Below are 17,139 nucleotides of genomic sequence, written 5' to 3'. Positions count from 1 at the left end.
AATGCTAAGCGACATCGAGATAACTCACCAAACGAAACTTGAACACATCAGTAAAGTTGCCGCAAGACTAGGCTTAAACGAAGACGAGCTTGAGCTTTACGGCAAATTTAAGGCTAAAATTTCCCCTAGACTTGAGCCATCAAACTCAAAGCTCATCTTAGTCACCGCGACTAACCCAACCCCATACGGCGAGGGCAAAACGACTATGTCGATCGGTCTAGCTGACGCACTAAATTCGCTTAATAAAAAGGTTTGCCTAGCACTTCGCGAGCCATCTTTGGGACCAGTTTTTGGCATAAAGGGCGGAGCAGCAGGTGGTGGTTACTCGCAGCTTGCGCCGATGGAGGATCTAAATTTACACTTCACTGGCGATTTTCACGCGATAACATCGGCAAATAACCTTATTTCAGCGATGATAGATAATAGCCTCTATCAAGAAAACCCACTAAAAATCGAGAAAATTTTATGGAAGCGCTGTATGGATATGAACGACCGCGCGCTTAGATTTATCACTGTGGGTCAGGGTGGCAGAACGGACGGCGTGCCAAGAGAAGATGGCTTTAATATCACCGCTGCAAGCGAGATCATGGCTGTACTTTGTCTAGCAACAAGTCTTTCTGATCTAAAAGAGCGCGTGGCAAACATCATGGTCGCCTATGATAGCGATAAAAAGCCTATCTACGTGCGTGATCTAGGCTGCCAAGACGCTGTTTGCATACTTTTAAAAGATGCGATCAAACCAAATTTATTTCAAACGCTTGAACACACACCTACGCTCGTGCATGGTGGCCCATTTGCAAACATCGCACATGGCTGCAACTCGGTCATCGCAACAAAAACAGCTCTAAATTTAGCCGACTACGTCATAACTGAAGCTGGCTTTGGCTCGGAGCTTGGAGCGGAGAAATTTTTAGATATAAAATGCAGGGTTGCTGAGATTAAACCAAGCGCTGTGGTGCTTGTAAGCACGATCAGATCGCTAAAATATAACGGCGAAGCAAATAAAGATGAGATCACAAAACCAGATATGAATGCCCTTAAAAAAGGTATCGAAAATCTTGGCGGCCACATCGAAAATTTAAAAGGTAAATTTGGTCAAAACGTGGTTGTGGCGCTTAATAAATTTGGCTTTGACACCGATGAAGAGATAAATTTCGTAAAAGAGTATTGCCGTGAGCTTGGCGTAGAAGTGGCAGTATGTGAGAATTTCTTAAAAGGTGGCAAAGGTGCGCTTGAGCTTGCCGAGCTAGTTTTAAAAGCGTGCGATAAGCCAAGCAAGATAAATTTCACCTACGAGATGAGTGACGATACGAAAACTAAAATCGAAAAGGTCGCTAAGGAAATTTATGGAGCTGGCGAGGTGGTCTTTGAAGAGGCTACTCTTAAAAAGCTTGAGATGATAAAAGAGCTAAATTTGAGCCATTTGCCAGTTTGTATCGCAAAAACTCAGTATTCATTTAGTGACGATGCGAAGCTTTTGGGCAGAGCAAAGGGCTTTACATTTAGCGTAAAAGACCTTGACATTAGAACGGGAGCTGGCTTTATCGTCGCGGTTTGCGGTAAGATCATGCTAATGCCAGGACTTCCAAAAGTGCCAGCTGCGGTCAATATGAGAATAGACGCAGACGGCAAGATTGACGGCTTGTCGTAAATTTAGAAAATATGAAATTTGTAAAAATACTATTTTTAATAGTTTTAGGTGCTTTCTTTGTTGGATGCGCGGGAAGATATAAATATAATGTTGAGCCAACGCCGATACAAAAAGGCGTGGCTAAATACATTGTTAGTGATTTTAACCTGACATTGACAAATCAACCAACTAGATACGAGTACAACCCTAACTATAAAAATGAAAGCGAACTTCGTGATGAATTTGTGGAATTTATAAACAAACATCTAAAAGAGCAGGGCATTTTAGGAGACGAAAATAGCTTTAAGATAAAAATACAAATGGATTATGAAAGATGGTTTAACTGGGGTGGCAAGGCGTTAAACAAGCCTCACTTTAGCTACAGCGTGAAAATTTATGATAACGCAGATAGGCTATTGGTCTCTTATGCTATACCAGTCTCTACGACAAAATATAGCTATTTCAAAGAGATGGCTGTTTTGGCGGAGATTGCTGCATTTAGGTGGGATGCACAGGATGAGCCGACCGATATCGACTTGATCTCAAAAACACTTGTTGATGAGATAAAAGATATAGGAAAATAAATATAGTCTGCTAAGATGAACGACGAATTTTACATGGATCTTGCTTTAAGTGAGGCTTGGAAATTTCAGATCCTGACCTACCCAAATCCAGCTGTTGGGTGCCTTGTCCTTGATGAAAATGGGCAAATTTTATCTTGCAAGGCTCATGAAAAGGCTGGATATTTACACGCTGAACCGACAGCGGTACTCTTTGCGCTTTGCAAAAAAAGTGAAAAATTTAAAGATGATTTTATAAAAGCGTATAACGCTAAATTTAGCTCTAAGATAAAAGATGGCGATTTTGGCCTTTTAGAGCCAAAATTTACCTATGAATTTATACTAAACAACCACTCAAATTTACTAAAAAATGCAAAAGCTTATGTCACGCTTGAGCCTTGCTCGCATCACGGCAAAACGCCACCTTGTGCAAATTTGCTAAAAGAGCTTGGTTTTGGTGAGGTCATAATTGGCAGCCACGATGAAAATAAAATAGCAAGTGGCGGTGGAAATTTGCTTCAAAGTGCTGGAGTGAAAGTTAAATTTGGCATTTTAAAAGAGCGCTGTGATAAGCTGCTTGAGCCATTTTTGGCATATCAAAATGGTGGATTTAGCTTTTTAAAAATCGCTCTTAGTAAAAATGGCGTGGCAAGCGGTGGCATCATCACAAATGAGCTTAGCCGCACGCATGTGCATAAACTAAGAAGCGTCATAGATACATTGGTGATCGGTGGCAACACAGTGCGGACAGACCGACCAAGGCTCGATACCAGACTTATAAAAAATGGCAAAAACCCAGACGTCATAATCTACTCAAGAGGCGATAAATTTGATGAAACATTGCCACTTTTTAGCGTACCAAATCGCAAAGTTAGCATTCAAAAAGAGCTTGATCTAAAAGGACTTTGCATGTTTGAAGGAGCTGGCGAGTTTTTAAAACTTGCAAAAGAGGGCAAGCTAGCAAATGTAAAGTGGCTACTTATCTATCAAAGCTCAAATTTTAAAAATGGTGAAAATTTGAGCCTTGATCTAAATTTAAAGCCACTTTTTAGTGGGAATTTTGGGGACGATAGCTACGGCTGGTTTGAAATTTAGGTTAGACATCTAGTCCAAAATAGTGTTTTACTAAAAAGCCGATGCCAAAAGATATGATCGCAACGCCAAAAGTTATCACGCACATCTCAATCACTCTTGGTAAAAATTTAAGCTCCTTTGCCACGCTTATATAAAAGTTGTAAGTAATAATGGCAACTAGCGCAAAGAAAAACATCGACAAGACGGCGTAAAGACCGCTTGTAAAGATGAAAAATGGAAGTATCAAAAATGCCGTTGTTATGATGTATGAACCGCCTGTGTAGAGCGAGTAGGTAAGCGGTTTGATCTCGTCGCTTGGATTTTCTTTTGACTCGAGATACGCTGAGCCAGCCATAGAGAGTGCAGCTGCCACGCCCATGATAAGGCCTGTTGCGCCAACTGATTTTGTATTTGAAAATGCAAGCGCGATGCCGCTAAGTGTGCCTGTTAGCTCAACTAAAGCATCATTCATACCAAGCACGATGCCACCAGCATTTACGAGTTTTGTGTCTTTTAACATGGAGATTAGACTATTTTCGTGGTTCATCTCCTCTTCGTAAATATCACGAGCCTCAGGATATTCATCTACGATGTCAAGATAAAATTTCTCAGCATTTTCTTCGCGTGACTCCATAAATTTCAGAGTAAAAGAGGTGCCAAAAATTTTAACAAGTATCGTATAGAAAATGACTTTGAATAAATTTGCACTTCTGCTCTCGCCAGTTATCTTTTGACAAAAAGCATAGTGGCGTCTCTCTTCTGCGATTAATTTTCGAAGTACCTTTTTGTTCTCTTCGACTTTTTCGCTAGCTTCTAGAAGTGAGTATATAGCAACATCGTCTGCTTCGTTTTGTAATTGTTTTAAGGCACGTTTTTTATCTAACATAAAATTTTCCTTTTTTATAGCTTAGAAATTTAAGATTTTGATTTAGAAAGAGAGTTAAGATGGTGCGATCAGCGAGACTCGAACTCGCACACCTAGCGGCACTACCCCCTCAAGATAGCGTGTCTACCAATTCCACCATGATCGCAAAAAGAACAAAAGCCCCAAAAAAGGGGCTAAATTTAAGCTTTACGCTTAGCCAAGCATTGGGTTTGCGTAAAGAACGATAAGTGTAATAACAAGTGCGTAGATAACTTGTGCTTCGATCATCGCAAGTGCGATAAACATTGTAGTCATAAGTTTGCTACCTACACCTGGGTTTCTAGCTGTTCCGCTGATAGTTGCAGCAGCTGTGTTACCCATACCTATAGCACCGCCAAGAGCTGCAAGGCCAAGGCCGATACCGCCAGCGATAACTGAATATGATCTGATCATCTCGCCGTCAGCGCCAAATGCAAATGCAGCAAGACCAAGAATTAAAAACACGATCTTTTTCATCGTTGCTCCTTTAAAATTTTAAAGCTCTTTCGGATCTGTCCCCTACTTGAACTTCATGAGCCGTAATATTACAAAAACAAAACTTTGTTTCAAATAAAAACACTAAAAATTTAAATTGCCTATAAAAAATTCTTGGCTTAGAAAAATGAAAGTTTTTTTATGCTATCTTTGAAAGAATTTAATTTATTCTTAATCTTAGGTTTTCAATGATAAACGAGAAATTTTCAAAGATAGGCTTTGTCCTTGCTATGGCTGGTTCTGCTGTGGGTCTTGGCAATGCTTGGAAATTTCCTACGATGGTGGGAAATAACGGCGGTTCGGCATTTATAATTTTATATTTGCTTCTTACATTTGCTATCGCGTTTGTGGCGTTTTTAGCGGAGCTTAGCATCGGCAAACTTGGCGAAAGCGACATCGTAAGCTCACTTTACAAGCTTGCTCCAAAAAATAAAAAAGCCTGGTCGCTCTCCGGCTTTTTCATGATCGGAGCGATACTTATAGCTTCATTTTATATGGTTGTTATTGGCTGGATTTTAAAGTATATCTATCTTAGTTTTTCGCCACTTTTATCTGATACAAAAGCTGCAGGCGAGCAGTTTAACACGCTTTTATCAAATGATCTAAGCAGTGCCGTGCTTTGCTTTAGCCTAGTCTTTTTGATGGTCTTTTTTGCAGTTTCAAAAGGTGTAAAAAGTGGCATAGAAAAGCTGAATATATGGATGATGCCAAGCCTTTTTGTTTTGCTGGTTTGCATGCTTTTTTACGCGCTTAGCATGGGTGATGGCTTTGTGAAGGCGGCTAAATTTTTATTTGTACCAAATTTTAGTGCGATCACGCCAGATGTTGTCTTGCAGGCTCTCGGCCTTGCGTTTTTCTCGCTATCTATGGGCGTTGGCGTCATACCAACATACGCTGCAAATTTACCAGAGCGCACAAATTTAATAAAATCAACGCTCTCTATCATCTTTATAAACATCTTAATAGGCATTATGATGGGGCTTGTTGTATTTACCTTTATATTTGCTTATGGGGCTGATAGCACGGCAAGTGGTCCGGGCCTTATCTTTATCTCGCTTGTCACACTTTTTGCAAAGCTTGGCATCGTTGGCAACGTTATGGCGGTCGCATTTTTCGTATCGCTATTGTTTGCTGGCATTACAAGTGCGGTTTCGATGATCGAGCCTTTTGCTTATTATTTGGTTAGAAAATTTGAAATTTCAAGAAAAATGGCGCTTCTTTACATCGGCGCCTTTGTCTATATCTTGGGCATCTTTTGCATACTTTCATATTATTCAGACACTTCAAGTGCTTTTAGCGTTTGTGGTAAGCCATTTTTTGACGCGCTTGACTTTCTCACATCAAATATCATGATGCCAATAGGCGCTATCGTATTTAGCTTTTTTGTTGGCTATAAGCTTAAAAAAGAGAGTTTGTATCTGCTCTTTGGCGAATTTATGGGAAGAGCATTTTTTGAAATTTGGTATTTTTTCTTAAGATATGTCGTGCCAGTTGCTATTTGTGCGATAATGATCTACCAGATGGCAGGTAAATAATGGCAGAGAGATTTAGTAAAATTGGCTTTGTATTATCGATAATTGGAGCGGCTATCGGCCTTGGTAATGCGTGGAAATTTCCATACATGGTCGGCAGTAACGGTGGCTCGGCATTTATCCTTATATATCTATTTTTTGCCTTTGCTGTTGGTCTTAGCATATTTTTTGCTGAGATGGCGATGGGTAAAATTTCACGTCTTGATACGGTTGGAGCGTTTAAAAGTCTAGCTACAAAAGGGGCAAATTCTTGGAAATTTGCCGGTATTATCATGATGACTGGGCTATTTATCGCTTCGTTTTACACGCTCATCATTGGCTGGGTTTTAAAATACGTCATTTTAAGCCTTAGCGAGCTACCTAAAGATATGGCAAGCTCAGAGATGCTTTTTGTAAATTTCACTTCAAATAGCATTGGTGAGCAAATTTTATACTTTAGTATCGCATTTTTTGCCTACTTTTTCATCCTTACAAAAGGTGTAAAAAGCGGCATCGAGCGCATAAATGTCTATCTCATACCAGCTCTTTTTATCTTGCTTTTGCTTATGCTTGGCTACTCTTTTGGTATGGATGGCTTTGATAAAGCGGCTAAATTTCTACTAGTGCCTGACTTTTCAAAGATAGATCAAGCAGCTGTTTTAAATGCTCTTGGACTTGCCTTTTTTACGATGTGCGTTGGTATCGGCTGCATCCTTACCTACTCATCAAGTCTAAGCGATGATACAAATTTATTTATCTCTTCGCTCTATGTCGTCTTTGCGAACATCATAATAAGCGTTATTATTGGTCTTATCGTCTTTACGTTTACATTTGAGTTTGGCTCAGAGCCATCAAAAGGCGCAGGGCTTGCTTTTATCTCGCTACCAACGCTATTTGCTAAGCTTGGCTTGCTTGGAAATTTCTTGGCATTTACATTTTTTATATCACTATTTTTTGCTGGCATCACCTCGGTTATCTCGATGGTTGAGCCATTTATATTTTTCTTAAGCAAAAGCCTAAAATTTAGTAGAAACAAATCGATCCTAGTCGTCGCTTGCGTGGTTTATGTTTTAGGAATTTTATGCGCGTTAAGTGGCACAAGCGAATTTAAAGATGCGCTTACATTTTTTGGTAAGAGCTTTTTTGACCTGCTTGATTACCTTAGCTCAAACATCATGCTCCCACTTGGTGGCATCTTGTTTGCTATCTTTGTTGGCTACTTTATGAAATTTGAGCTTTTAAAAGAGCTATTTGTGCCTTATATGGGCAAGGTTATATTTAAAATTTGGTATTTTTTAATTAGATTTGTGGCTCCACTTTTAGTTCTGGTGGTGTTAATAAGGGAGATCTCATAATATGGCAAAAGAACAATTTTCTAAAATAGGCTATGTCCTAGCAGTCGCTGGATCGGCTGTCGGACTTGGCAATGCATGGAAATTTCCATACATGGTTGGTGAAAACGGCGGTTCGGCATTTATTATCTTATATCTTTTGATAACTTTTCTAGTCGGCGTGCCTATCTTTATGGCAGAGCTTAGTATCGGCAAGCTTAGCGAGAGCGACAGTGTAAATGCTTTTAGAAAGCTAGCAGCTAAAAATAAAAATTTATGGCAGCTGGTTGGAATTTTAGCCATGGTTACAGCAGCTATCATCTCGTCATACTACATCGTGATAATAGGCTGGGTCTTTAAGTATTTTGTCCTATCTTTTTCTGGCTTGCCAAGTGATATAGATAGCTCAAAAGTGATATTTAACGATCTTTTGACGCATGGTCTTGGCGAGCAGACGCTATATTTTGTTATAGCATTTGCAGCTTGCTTTTACATCCTTTCAAAAGGCGTAAAAAGCGGCATAGAAAAGCTAAATGTTTGGATGATGCCAAGCCTATTTATCATGGTTTTGATCATGCTTATATTTTCTATGACGATGGATGGCTTTTCTAAATCAGCCGAGTTTTTGCTCATCCCTGACTTTAGTAAAATTTCATTTAACTCGCTCTTGCTAGCTCTTGGACTTGCATTTTGGACGCTATCTCTTGGTATGGCAGCGATCATTACCTATTCAGCCAGCCTAAGCGATGATACAAATTTAGCCACTTCAACGCTAAGTATCGTTTTTATAAACATCGCGCTTGCTATTATGATAGGTCTTGTTATTTTTACCTTTATATTTGAATTTGGCGCTACTCCGTCTCAAGGTCCAGGACTTGTATTTATCTCGCTGCCAACGCTATTTGCTAAGCTTGGTGTGATAGGTCAAATTTTAGCTGTGGCGTTTTTTGCTGCGCTTATCTTTGCTGGTATAACTTCAGCGATCTCTATAGTTGAACCATTTGTATTTTTCTTGATCAGAGAGTATGGCATGAGCAGAAGAAAGGCTCTTAGCATAGTTGGAGCTGGGATTTTCATAGTGGGATTTTTATGCCTTTTATCAAATATAGAAAATATCGGCGATAAATTTATGCTCTTTGGTAAAAATTTCTTTGATTTTCTTGATTTTACTGCTTCAAATATTTTGCTACCAATTAGCGGCATCGGCGGAGCGATATTTGTAGGATATTTTATGAAAAAAGATGCTTTATATGTGCTATTTAGCCCATATATGAGTGATTTTGTATTTAATGCTTGGTATTTTTTACTAAGATATGTAGCGCCAGTTTGCGTGCTCATTATCATGATAAATGAACTATTAAAGGTTTTTAATGGATAAGATTGAGAGATTTTTCGACAAGGCTGGCGATATAGTCGGCTATATTTGTATGTTTATTATGGCTTTGATGATAATAGACGTATTTTTTAACGTTGTGGCAAGATACTTTTTCTCTTACGGCAATGTTGCTTTTCAGGAGCTTGAGTGGCACTTTTTTGCTGTGATATTTCTACTTGGCATGAGCTATGCTCTAAAAGAGGATGCACACGTTAGGGTTGATATCTTTTATGCTAAATTTTCAGAAAGACAAAAAGCCCTTGTAAATATGCTTGGTACTGTATTTTTTGTCATACCATTTGCGCTTTTGGTTTCAAATTTATCATTTGGATTTGTAGGAGATGCTTATAGCTCAGCAGAAGCCAGCGCAGATCCAGGTGGTCTTACTCACAGATGGATCATAAAAGCGATGATCCCTTTTTCATTTTATGTGCTTGTATTTTTTGCGATCGGCTTTTTTATAAAAAATTTAAATCGCTATAAGAAAGCTAGTAAGGAGAAAATATGGCGGGATTAATAATGTTTATAGCCGCACTATTGATGCTTGGCATTGGCTTTCCAGTGGCATTTACTTTTGGTGCGGTCGCAATGATATTTGGCATGGTTGGCAGCGTTGTAGAGAGCCTTAGCGATGGCGATGGGCTACTTGGCAGTATAGAAGTATTTAAAGATATGTTTAACTTCATGCCATATAGAATTTTTTCTATCATGGAGAGTAGAATTTTCATAGCCGTTCCGCTTTTTGTCTTTATGGGCGTCGTGCTTCAAAAGTCAAAGCTAGCTGAGAGACTGCTTGAGAGTATGGGCATGCTCTTTGGAGAAATTCGTGGCGGTATCGCTATTAGCACCATCTTGGTTGGCGCGCTTCTTGCAGCATCAACTGGCGTCGTAGGAGCTAGCGTCGTTGCTATGGGTGTTATAAGCTTACCTGTAATGCTAAAGTATAAATACGATCAATCCCTAGGTTGTGGCACGATATGTGCTGCTGGTACGCTTGGTCAGATCATCCCACCTTCTATCGTGCTTATCATCTTAGGCGACATCTTTTCAGTGCCAGTTGGCGAGCTTTTTCACCAAGCTGTTGTGCCAGGACTTACGCTAGTTGGAGTTTATATAGTTTATATTTTGATAGTTGCTTATCTTAAACCAGAGGTCGCTCCTATCGTAAAAGATGAGAGTGGCGTTAGTAAATTTAAGCAGATCATTAGAGCACTAACTGCGATCTTCCCGCCACTTTTGCTAGTTATTTGTGTGCTTGGCTCTATCTTTGCAGGTATCGCTACGCCGACTGAAAGTTCAGCATTTGGCTGCGTGGGCGCTATTATCCTGGCAATGTTTTATAGGACATTTTCATTTTCTATGATGAAAGAGGCTTTGGCTGAGAGCGTAAAAACGACAGCTCTAGTCTTTGCCATACTTGTTGGCGCGACCGCCTTTTCTATGGTCTTTAGCTACACTGGAGGCGATGAGATAGTTGAAAATTTCATGACAAATTTACCAGGCGAGAAGTGGGGCTTTATCATCTTTAGTATGGCTGTTATCTTTGTGCTTGGCTTTTTTATCGATTTTGTTGAAATTTCATATATCGTGCTTCCTATCTTGGTGCCAATCGCCGCAAAACTTGGCATAAATCCAGTCTATCTAGCGATCCTAGTTGCTATGAATTTACAAACTTCATTCTTGACGCCGCCATTTGGATTTAGTCTATTTTTCTTAAGATCGGTCGCACCTGCTGAGATAAAAACAGCTGCTATTTATAAAGGTGTAGTGCCTTATATCATCATTCAAGTGGCAGTTTTGGTCTTTTTCTGCGTCTTTTTGATGGAGATAAAGCCGATGCTTGATGCGAGCCACGGCGGATTATTTAACTTCTTACTCTCACTTTTTAAATGATATAAAAGTTTTTGGTTGTAAAATACCAAAATAAGCAAAATGGCTAATTTGAGTTTCTACCCAACTTAGCCATTTTTTATGACCGCTTTTTAGTAAATTTATAAATTTAATGAGGTGAAATATGGCAAAGAAATTTATCGATGTTATGGATACGACCTTTAGAGATGGCTTTCAGTCGGTTTATGGCGCTAGAGTGCTTATGAACGACTTTTTGCCCGCGCTTGAAGCAGCCAAAGAGGCTGGCATAGAGCATTTTGAATTTGGCGGAGGAGCGAGATTTCAAAGCCTTTATTTTTACCTAAATGAAGACGCTTTTGCGATGATGGATAAATTTAGAAGCATCGTAGGACCAAAAGCAAACCTTCAAACCTTAAGCAGGGGCGTAAATACCGTCACACTTGATACTGGTAGCCGCGAGCTGATCGACCTTCACGCAAAACTTTTCAAAAAACATGGAACCACTACTATTAGAAATTTTGACGCACTAAATGATGTTGAAAATTTAAAATATTCAGGCGAGAGGATCGCTCATCACGGGCTAAAACACGAAGTTGTCGTTACTATGATGGACTTGCCAAGTGGCTGTGTGGGAGCTCATGATGTTAAATTTTATGAGAAAATTTTAAGAGAAATTTTAGATGCAAATATCCCTTATCACAGCGTTTGCTTCAAAGATGCAAGTGGCACAAGCAGCCCACAAAAGGTCTATGAAACCATAAAAATGGCTAGAAAGCTACTCCCAGAAAAAACTCATATCAGACTTCACACGCATGAAACCGCAGGCGTAAGTGTCGCTTGCTACCTTGCAGCGCTTGAGGCTGGTGTTGATGGCATAGATCTAGCTGCAAGCCCAGTAAGTGGCGGCACAAGTCAGCCAGATATCCTAACCATGCTTCACGCAGTAAAAGGCAAAAACTACGATCTTGGCGGACTTGACGTGGAGAAAATTTTAAAATACGAAAGCGTTTTGAATGATTGTTTAAAAGAGTATTTCTTACCGCCTGAAGCTGTGCAAGTAAGCCCTCTAATACCATTTTCACCGATGCCTGGTGGTGCGCTCACTGCAAATACTCAGATGATGAGAGATAACAACATCTTAGATAAATTCCCAGAGGTCATCCTTGCTATGCGCGAAGTGGTGCAAAAGGGCGGATACGGCACTTCGGTGACCCCCGTTAGCCAGTTTTACTTCCAACAAGCCTTTAATAACGTGATGTTTGGCAAGTGGAAAAAGATCGCTGAGGGATACGGTAAAATGGTGCTTGGCTACTTTGGCAAGACCCCAGTTACGCCTGATAAAGAGATCATTAAGCTTGCTAGTGAGCAACTAGGCTTAAAACCAACCACAAAACACGCAGTTGATATAGCTGATAAAGATGAGAGCAAGTCACTTGCGCACGTAAAAGAAATTTTAAAACAAAATAAGATCAAAGTTACCGAAGAAAACGTCTTTATCGCAGCGGCTTGTAAAGAAAAGGGCATCGCGTTCTTAAAGGGCGAAGCTAAAGTAAATGTAAGAAAAATAGATCCAAATGCTAAAGCAAATGAGGGCAGACAAACTCAAAGCGGCAGATATAGCGTCGTCGTAAATGGTAGCCGTTACAATGTCGAAGTAAGCGAAGGCTTTAACGACAGCATCCAAGTAAAATCGATCACTGAAGTTGAAGGCAAGAGCGTAAAAAATGCCAAAAGTGCAGTAGCAGGCGCAACAGAAAATGATATCGTTGCAAGCTTACCAGGCGCTGTGCATAAAATTTTAGTAAGCGCAGGAGATCATGTCAAAAAAGGTCAGGCCATAGTCGTGCTTGAAGCGATGAAGATGGAGATAGAGGTTAAGGCTCCAAAAGATGGCATCATAGGCTCTATCGAGGTTAGCAAAGGTCAAAGTGTCGCGAACAATCAAGTGGTGGCTAAATTTAAATAAATTTGCCCATTTTAAAAAGATAGTGTTAAGCGAAATTTGATTAACATTTTGATGACTTTTAGGTCAAATTTATAAAGAAACGAAAATTTAAAAGGAAACAACATGATAAATAAGCTAGACGAGCTAGGTCTAAAAGAGATCAAAAAGATAAATCATAATCTAAGCTACGACGAGCTTTTTGAGCTTGAAAAGGCAAACAACGAGGGCAGAGTCTCAAGTAACGGCACATTTATGGTAGATACTGGTATTTTTACTGGTAGAAGCCCAAAAGACAAGTACTTTGTCAAGCAAGATCCAAGCCAAAAATATATCGCTTGGGGCAAGATAAATCAGCCTATCACAAAAGAGCTATTTGACAAGCTTCTTAAAAAAGCAAAAGAGCAGCTAAGTGGTAAAGAAATTTTCATCCAGGATGCATTTTGTGGAGCTAGCAAAAAGAGCCAAAAATCAGTCCGCTTCTTCACTGAAGTAGCGTGGCAAGCGCACTTTGTAAAAAATATGTTCATCCGTCCAAGTGAGGCAGAGCTAGCTAAATTTGAGCCTGACTTTGTAGTTTATAACGCTTGCAAGACAAAAAATGAAGACTACAAAGCTGACGGGCTACATTCAGAAGTCTTTGTTATCTTTAATGTCGAAGAAAATGTCGCAGTGATCGGTGGCACATGGTATGGCGGCGAGATGAAAAAGGGCATTTTTTCTATGATGAACTACTGGTTGCCACTTGAGGGCAAGCTAAGCATGCACTGCTCTGCAAACGTAGGCGAAAAGGGCGATACTGCGCTATTTTTTGGACTATCTGGCACTGGTAAAACGACACTTTCAACTGATCCAAAACGCAAACTAATAGGCGATGACGAGCACGGCTGGGACGATGATGGCGTGTTTAACTTTGAGGGTGGCTGCTATGCAAAATGTATCAACCTTGATCCAAGCAGCGAGCCAGAAATTTACGCAGCGATCAGGCGTGATGCGCTACTTGAAAATGTCGTGGCTGACGAAAACGGCGTGGTTGATTATAAAGATGGCTCAAAGACTGAAAACACACGCGTGAGCTATCCGATCTATCACATCGACAACTACGAGCCAAGCTCAAGCGCAGGACACCCAAAAAATATCATCTTTTTAAGCGCTGACGCTTTTGGCGTGCTTCCTCCAGTTGCAAAGCTCACAAAAGAGCAGGCGATGTATTATTTCTTAAGTGGCTACACAGCAAAAGTTGCTGGCACAGAGCGCGGTATCACCGAGCCAGTCGCTACTTTTAGCGCTTGCTTTGGCGAGCCATTTATGCCGCTTCACCCAACTGTCTATGCAAAATTGCTTGGCGAGAAGATCGATAAGCACGGTGTTAATGTCTATCTTGTAAATACAGGCTGGAGCGGTGGTGCTTACGGCGTTGGCAAGCGTATGAGCATAAAAGCGACACGTGCTTGCATAAATGCGATCCTTGATGGCAGCATCACAAAATGCGAATTTGAAAATTTTGATAAATTTAACTTCGCTATCCCAAAAGAGCTTGATGGTGTAGAGACAAAACTGCTAAATCCAATAAATACATGGACACACCCAGCTGAGTACAATATTTCACGCGACAAGCTGGCTAAAATGTTTGTTGAAAATTTCAAACGCTACGAAGATGTAAAAGAGGGCGTCGAGTACGCCAAAGCTGGCCCAAAAGCTTAAAATTATAGCCTTGTGGGTATTTTGCCTACAAGGCTTTTAAATTTAAACTATCAAATAGTAAAAATTTTAGAGCTATAAAATATAGCTCTTTTTTAAATTTCTAATATAAAATTTAAAACATTTTGCGAAATAGCTCGATCAAATTTAACAAGACTTTTTAAAATTTTCTTACCAAAAAAATTACTCTTTATAAGCCTGAAAAATTTAATCGCCTGACATCAGAAATTTTAATACAAGTGATCTTTGCAGTTAGAATTAAAATTTAGCCAGAACACTCCAACTAAATTTAAATTAAAATACTAAATTTCACTAGATTTTCTAAAGCTTCTCACTATAAAACCACACTTATTAAGCATTAAAAATCACCCATCAGATATCAAAAATTTTTAATATAAGCAATCTTTGCAGTTAGAGCTAAAATTTAGCCAAAACACTCCAGCTAAATTTGATATCAAATTTCTACTATAAAAGTCGCTGTTGTATTTAGTGTAAGTTGCAGTTAAAACGAAAATTTAGCCAGGTATCTGGCTAAATTTAATCAAAATACTCTCTTTTCTAGTCCAAATTCTACGCCAGCTTTTGCTAGCTCAAATGTCGCATCTATAAATTTATACTCGCTGCTGATAAATGGTAAAAACATCGGTATCTCGGTGCAGCCTGCGATATAAACGTCAGCTTCAATGTTAGAAAGCACTTCATAAAACACTGGCACATACTCTTCTAGCTTGCCAGCTTTGACGCCTTTGTAGATGCACTCCATGATGACATCTTGCGTCTCTTTGCTAAAATCCACACTTTTTAGCCCGCGCTCTTTTAAAATTTGATCATAAACGCCAGCTTTTTTTGTGCCACTTGTTGCGATGACAGCGATATTTTTAGCGTGTGGATATTTCTTTTGCAAGGCATCTACTGTAACTTTTGCAATGTGCAAAATTTTCACTCCAGCCTCTTTTTCGATGCTTGGGGCAAAGTAGTGAGCTGTGTTACAAGCCATTAGCATCGCCTCGCATCCTGCATTTTTTAAAAGTTTAGCACTTTGAATTAGCTTTGGAAGCGGACTTTCTCCCTCACCCATGATAAATTTTGTCCTATCTTCTATCTGAGCGTATGAGTCGATAACGATGTGTAGGTGCTCTTGATCGCAAGTTGCTGGGGTTATATCGATGATCTTCTTGTATAAATCAGCCGTGGCAAGTGGTCCCATGCCGCCTATGATGCCTAATGTCTTCATAACTCCTCCAAATTAAAATTTTCAATAATTATAATATTAGTTTCTATATTTAAAAATAAAATTTCTAAATTTTCATTGGGTATTGTAAAAATAGGGGATAAGCACTTTAAGTTTTGAAGTAAATTTTAAGATAAAAAGGGGCGATTTGCCCCTTAAAAAATTCTATTATGAGTGGAAGTGAAATTCGTCTGGATGATCTAGCGCGTATCTAAATTTCTCCATATCGACCTTTTTATCCCAGATAGAAACGATCATGCAGCCAACGGCATTACCGCAAAGGTTACCAACAGCACGCATCTCTGACATAAATTTATCAACGCCAAGTAGCACAGCCACGGTGACTACTGGTATGCCAGTGCTTGGAAGTGCGCTTAGTGTGCCAGCAAGGACGACAAAGCCAGATCCTGTAACGCCAACCGCGCCTTTGCTTGTGATCATTAGCACGATTAAAATGCTTATTAGGTGCTCAAAGCTTAGCGGGATGTTGAAAGCTTGCGCTAAGAAGATAACGCTTAGGCTTAGATAGATGTTGGTGCAGTCAAGGTTAAATGAGTAGCCAGTCGGGATGATAAGGCCAACTGCACCTCTATTTATGCCAGCTGCTTCTAGCTTTTGCATAAGTGGCGCAAGAGCTGTCTCGCTCGAGCTTGTCGCAAAAACGACCAAGACTTCTTTTGAGATAAAGCGCATAAATTTAAAGACATTGACTTTGGCAAAGTAGCAAATGACGCCAAGCACGACAAAGATGAAAAAGCAGCTTGCAAGCGCCATAACGATAAGAAGCTCCATCATACCAAGAAGCGTTCCGATGCCAAATTTACCGATCAAATAAGCCATCGCCGAAAAGGCCGCCACTGGGCTAAATAGCATAAGCCAAGTAAGAAGTTTTAAGACGTAGTGTTGGATAAATTCAAGCGGTTTTAGACAAGCTTGCTTTTTATCATGAGCAAGTAGTGAAAGCACGATGGCAACGACTATCGCCATGAAAAGTACTTGAAGTGTGTTTGACTTTATAAATGGATCAAGTATATGCACGTAAGGGAAGATGTCATCTACTGGCACAGCGCCTCTTAAAAGATGAAGCGTGTGTGCTAAAAAGCCGCTATTTGCGTCCATATTTCCAGCTTGAGATGTAAATTTAGCCACGCTTGAGGCGTCAAGCTGAGTGTAGTCAAGGTTCATGCCGTGTCCTGGACGAAGCGTCTCGCCAAAGATGATACCAACAGCAAGAGCAAGCGTACTAACTATCTCAAAGTAGATAAACGCCTTAAGTCCGATGGTGCCAAGATCTTTTAAGCTCTCAAGTCCGACGATGCCTGAGACGATTGTTAAAAAGATGATAGGGCCGATTAAAATTTTAAGGGCTTTTATAAAATAATCAATGCCTGGCTTGCTCGCTATGCCAAGCTCAGGTGCGACCATACCGACGATAACACCGCCAACTATACCTATCACAACCCAAATGGCGAGATTGGTAAATAGCCTCACAAAGAGACTTTTTTGCGTTTTTGCACTCTCCATAAATTCCCCT

The 17,139-nt window shown here is 39.9% G+C and carries 14 protein-coding genes and 1 tRNA gene; 10 read left to right on the top strand and 5 right to left on the bottom strand.

The window, feature by feature from the left end; genetic code table 11:
• Position 1: 1 nt before the first annotated feature.
• From CVT07_RS07275 to ribD, 3 genes are read left to right on the top strand one after another with little or no spacing between them, the layout of a single operon-like run.
• Positions 2-1,651, top strand: coding sequence for a formate--tetrahydrofolate ligase (locus tag CVT07_RS07275; protein ID WP_107936420.1), 1,650 nt, complete (start codon positions 2-4; stop codon positions 1,649-1,651).
• An 11-nt stretch (positions 1,652-1,662) separates the two neighbouring features.
• Positions 1,663-2,214 carry a hypothetical protein gene (locus CVT07_RS07270; protein WP_103581554.1) on the top strand — a complete coding sequence of 184 codons (552 nt, stop codon included), beginning with the start codon at positions 1,663-1,665 and terminating at the stop codon, positions 2,212-2,214.
• A gap of 15 nt (positions 2,215-2,229) precedes the next feature.
• Positions 2,230-3,285 carry a bifunctional diaminohydroxyphosphoribosylaminopyrimidine deaminase/5-amino-6-(5-phosphoribosylamino)uracil reductase RibD gene (gene ribD / locus CVT07_RS07265; protein ID WP_107936419.1) on the top strand — a complete coding sequence of 352 codons (1,056 nt, stop codon included), beginning with the start codon at positions 2,230-2,232 and terminating at the stop codon, positions 3,283-3,285.
• A gap of 1 nt (position 3,286) precedes the next feature.
• On the opposite strand, the gene CVT07_RS07260 is transcribed toward ribD, so the two are convergent.
• The 3 genes from CVT07_RS07260 to CVT07_RS07250 form a co-directional block, all read right to left on the bottom strand.
• Positions 3,287-4,150 (bottom strand): VIT1/CCC1 transporter family protein, encoded by an 864-nt coding sequence (locus tag CVT07_RS07260; protein ID WP_004317231.1) that lies wholly within the window; start codon positions 4,148-4,150, stop codon positions 3,287-3,289.
• A gap of 60 nt (positions 4,151-4,210) precedes the next feature.
• Positions 4,211-4,295 (bottom strand) — tRNA-Leu (locus CVT07_RS07255).
• Positions 4,296-4,342: 47 nt separating this feature from the next.
• A complete protein-coding gene (locus tag CVT07_RS07250) occupies positions 4,343-4,645 on the bottom strand; it encodes a F0F1 ATP synthase subunit C (RefSeq protein WP_004317263.1) in 303 nt (100 codons plus the stop codon).
• 206 nt (positions 4,646-4,851) lie between these two features.
• Here CVT07_RS07250 and CVT07_RS07245 point away from each other — a divergent pair, with 206 nt between their 5' ends.
• The 7 genes from CVT07_RS07245 (at position 4,852) to pckA (ending at position 14,377) form a co-directional block, all read left to right on the top strand.
• Positions 4,852-6,198 (top strand): sodium-dependent transporter, encoded by a 1,347-nt coding sequence (locus CVT07_RS07245; RefSeq protein ID WP_107936418.1) that lies wholly within the window; start codon positions 4,852-4,854, stop codon positions 6,196-6,198.
• Complete coding sequence (locus CVT07_RS07240) at positions 6,198-7,529, top strand: sodium-dependent transporter (protein WP_107936416.1); 1,332 nt, start codon at positions 6,198-6,200, stop codon at positions 7,527-7,529. Before CVT07_RS07245 ends, CVT07_RS07240 begins: the two co-directional genes overlap by 1 nt.
• Position 7,530: 1 nt before the next feature.
• Entirely contained in the window at positions 7,531-8,883 is a 1,353-nt protein-coding gene (locus CVT07_RS07235; RefSeq protein WP_107936414.1) for a sodium-dependent transporter, read from the top strand.
• Entirely contained in the window at positions 8,876-9,397 is a 522-nt protein-coding gene (locus CVT07_RS07230; protein ID WP_103608333.1) for a TRAP transporter small permease subunit, read from the top strand. The genes CVT07_RS07235 and CVT07_RS07230 overlap by 8 nt, the downstream gene beginning before the upstream one ends.
• Positions 9,385-10,773, top strand: a complete 1,389-nt coding sequence (locus CVT07_RS07225; protein ID WP_087581112.1) for a TRAP transporter large permease — start codon at positions 9,385-9,387, stop codon at positions 10,771-10,773. Before CVT07_RS07230 ends, CVT07_RS07225 begins: the two co-directional genes overlap by 13 nt.
• Positions 10,774-10,894: 121 nt before the next feature.
• A complete protein-coding gene (locus CVT07_RS07220; RefSeq protein ID WP_107936411.1) occupies positions 10,895-12,697 on the top strand; it encodes a biotin/lipoyl-containing protein in 1,803 nt (600 codons plus the stop codon).
• A gap of 105 nt (positions 12,698-12,802) precedes the next feature.
• The gene (gene pckA, locus CVT07_RS07215) at positions 12,803-14,377 is read left to right on the top strand and encodes a phosphoenolpyruvate carboxykinase (ATP) (RefSeq protein ID WP_196375761.1); all 1,575 of its coding nucleotides are present in this window, start codon (positions 12,803-12,805) and stop codon (positions 14,375-14,377) included.
• 538 nt (positions 14,378-14,915) lie between these two features.
• Here pckA and CVT07_RS07210 read toward each other — a convergent pair.
• Entirely contained in the window at positions 14,916-15,608 is a 693-nt protein-coding gene (locus tag CVT07_RS07210) for an aspartate/glutamate racemase family protein (protein WP_009294309.1), read from the bottom strand.
• A gap of 165 nt (positions 15,609-15,773) precedes the next feature.
• Entirely contained in the window at positions 15,774-17,129 is a 1,356-nt protein-coding gene (locus CVT07_RS07205; protein ID WP_087581109.1) for a cation:dicarboxylate symporter family transporter, read from the bottom strand.
• Positions 17,130-17,139 lie beyond the last annotated feature (10 nt).

Origin of the sequence: Campylobacter concisus (assembly GCF_003048875.2) — a bacterium.
GTDB classification, from domain to species: domain Bacteria; phylum Campylobacterota; class Campylobacteria; order Campylobacterales; family Campylobacteraceae; genus Campylobacter_A; species Campylobacter_A concisus_AU.
This window is presented reverse-complemented; position numbering and strand designations above follow the sequence as displayed.